Annotated in this window: 2 protein-coding genes and 1 pseudogene; 2 read left to right on the top strand and 1 reads right to left on the bottom strand. The window is 71.8% G+C overall.

The features are described 5' to 3' along the window. Nucleotides 1–934, bottom strand: a 934-nt coding sequence (locus tag KME77_RS27155; protein WP_219471784.1) for a LacI family DNA-binding transcriptional regulator, incomplete at its 3' end; no start/stop codon positions are given. Between the two features lie 187 nt (nucleotides 935–1,121). Between KME77_RS27155 and KME77_RS30100 the strand changes: the two genes are divergently transcribed. Both KME77_RS30100 and KME77_RS27145 read left to right on the top strand, forming a co-directional pair. After that, on the top strand, nucleotides 1,122–2,072 hold the full coding sequence (locus tag KME77_RS30100; RefSeq protein WP_281424272.1) for an amidohydrolase family protein: 951 nt from the start codon (nucleotides 1,122–1,124) through the stop codon (nucleotides 2,070–2,072). A 48-nt stretch (nucleotides 2,073–2,120) separates the two neighbouring features. After that, nucleotides 2,121–2,361, top strand: a pseudogene (locus KME77_RS27145) (cysteine dioxygenase); the annotation flags it as partial.

The raw sequence follows: 2,361 nt of genomic DNA, 5'->3' as shown, positions 1-2,361 counted from the left end.
GGGCGCGCGGGGCCCCCCCGTCGGCCGCCGCCGACATCAGGCGGACGGCCGCCCTGATGATGCCGTCGATGTTCCAGTCGACCGTGGTGAGGCCGGGCGTGAGCAGGCCCGACATCGGGTGGTCGTCGTAGCCCATGACCGACAGGTCGCCCGGGATCGACAGGCCGAGCTCACCGGCCGCCGCGTAGACGCCGTACGCGATCGAGTCGGCGAAGCAGAAGACCGCACCCGGGCTCTTGTCGCTCAGGACGCCCTGGGCGACCTCCGTCGCCCCCGCCAGGCTGTGCGGGGAGGTGTAGACCTCGATCTCCAGGCCGAGCCGGTCGGCCTCGGCCGTCACGTGCACGTCGGCGGGACGGTCGGGCGTGCTGTCACCGGTGGGGGTCAGCACGGTGAGGCCGCGGTGGCCCATCGCGTGCAGGTGCTCCAGCGCCAGCGTGACGCCGCGCCGGTTGTCGAAGACGACCTCGCCGGCCGTGCCGGACAGCGAGTCGCCGATCGCCACGACCGGGAGCGTCTCGCACAGCTCCGCCCAGAACGGCGCGGCCGGGTCGATCGGCTGCACGATCAGGCCGTCCACCCGTTGGTCGCGCAGCTGCTGGGCCAGGGCGCGCTCACGGGCCGGGTCGCCGACCGCGTCGAGGATCAGCGCGTAGCGGTCCTTCTCCCGCAGGCCCCTGCTGATGCCGACGGCCAGCGACTGCTGCCACAGGTCCTCCAGCGAGCCGCACAGCAGGCCGATCATGCCGGTGCGGCCGCTGGCCAGCGCCCTGGCGATGGGGTCGGCCTCGTAACCGAGCTCGGCGGCGGCGGCCCGCACGCGCTCGATGGTCTCCTCGGAGACCTGCATGCCGCGCAGCGCGTAGGAGACGGCGGCCGGTGACAGGCCGGTCGCCTGGGCCACTTCCCGGATCGTCGCTCGCTTGCGAGGCATCTCGCCAGCTTATTGCGTATGGCCGACAGAAAGAGCGCGGCGAGCGGGGCGACCGTATGTCGATACGTTGACATTTGTCGGGTGAAGCGGTTCACTGAACCGTATCACTGAATCGCTTCACACTCGCGAATCACCAGCGTGCTATATTTACCGTCAATCTTAGTAGGAAATGAGGGGAGGCGTAGCCATGAGCATCGACATCCATCAGCATCTGTGGACCGGATCCTTCGTCGAGGCGCTCCGCGCCCGCGCCACGCCCCCGCGCCTCGACGGCTGGACGCTGCTCCTCGACGGTGAGCCGCCCTACGAGGTGAACCCCGCCGACCACGAGAACAGGGACGTCGCCGGCCTCGATCTGGCCCTGGTGTCGCTGTCCAGCCCGCTCGGCATCGAGCTCCTGCCGCCCGAGGAGTCATGGCCGCTGCTGGAGGCCTACCACGAGGGCGCGCTGGGCCTGCCCGAGCCGTTCGGCGCGTGGGCCTCGACCTGCCACAGCGAGCCCGACCCCGGGCGGCTGGCCAAGGACCTCGACCGCGGCTTCGCCGGACTGCAGGTCCCGGCCACCGCGCCGCTGGACGACCGCCTGCTGGAGGTGCTGACGGAGCGGGACCTGCCGCTGTTCGTGCACCCCGGCCCGGCCGCGCCCACGCCCGGCACGCCCGCCTGGTGGCCCGCGGTGGTGCCGTACGTGCAGCAGATGCACCAGTCGTGGCACTACTTCCACGCCGTCGTCCGGCCGCGCCACCCCAGGCTGCGCGTCTGCTTCGCGCTGCTGGCCGGGCTGGCGCCGCTGCACTCGGAGCGGCTCATCGCGCGCGGCGGCACCAACCGCGGCCTGGTCGATCCCGGCTGCTTCGTGGAGACCTCGTCGTACGGGCCGCGCGCCATCGACGCGATCGTCCGCGAACTGGGCATCGACGTCGTCGTCAACGGCTCCGACGCCCCCTACGCCACTGCCCCGGACCCTGGACTCGGCGAGGCCGCCAACCACGCCATCCAGGTCGTCAACCCCCGTCGCCTTCTCAAAGACGGGACCCGCCCCATCAAATGCGGCGAAGGAGCGCCGTCGCCTGGAGGAGGAGCGCCGGGAGCGCAGCGACCAGAGCGACGGAGGAAGGCGGCGGCACATGGCGACTGAGCCCGCCGCACGCAGTGCGGCCATCAAATGCGGAGAGGAGAGTCGTACGTGATCGAGCACGCTGACGTTATCCAGGGCGGGAGCGCGTGTGCGCGGCTTCCGGAACGCACGCTGGACCGGCGCGAGCTGCGCGCTCTGGTGAACGATCTGGCCGCCGACCCGGCCCAGTGGCGGGAGCAGGTCGACTTCCCCGAGGAGGGCGGCCGCCACTACGCCTCGCTGTACCGCGACGCGTACGTGGACGTCTGGCTGCTGTGCTGGCGGGCGGGGGGCGACACGGGGTGGCACG

The organism is Nonomuraea rhizosphaerae (genome assembly GCF_019396405.1).
Lineage (GTDB): Bacteria > Actinomycetota > Actinomycetes > Streptosporangiales > Streptosporangiaceae > Nonomuraea > Nonomuraea rhizosphaerae.
Note: the sequence above shows the minus strand (reverse complement) of the source record. Positions and strands in the feature narration are given on the sequence as shown.

Bases quoted from the DNA above. Each gene is read 5' to 3' on its own strand.
- KME77_RS30100 (WP_281424272.1), top strand. From the start codon at position 1,122: ATGAGCATCGACATCCATCAGCATCTGTGGACCGGATCCTTCGTCGAG.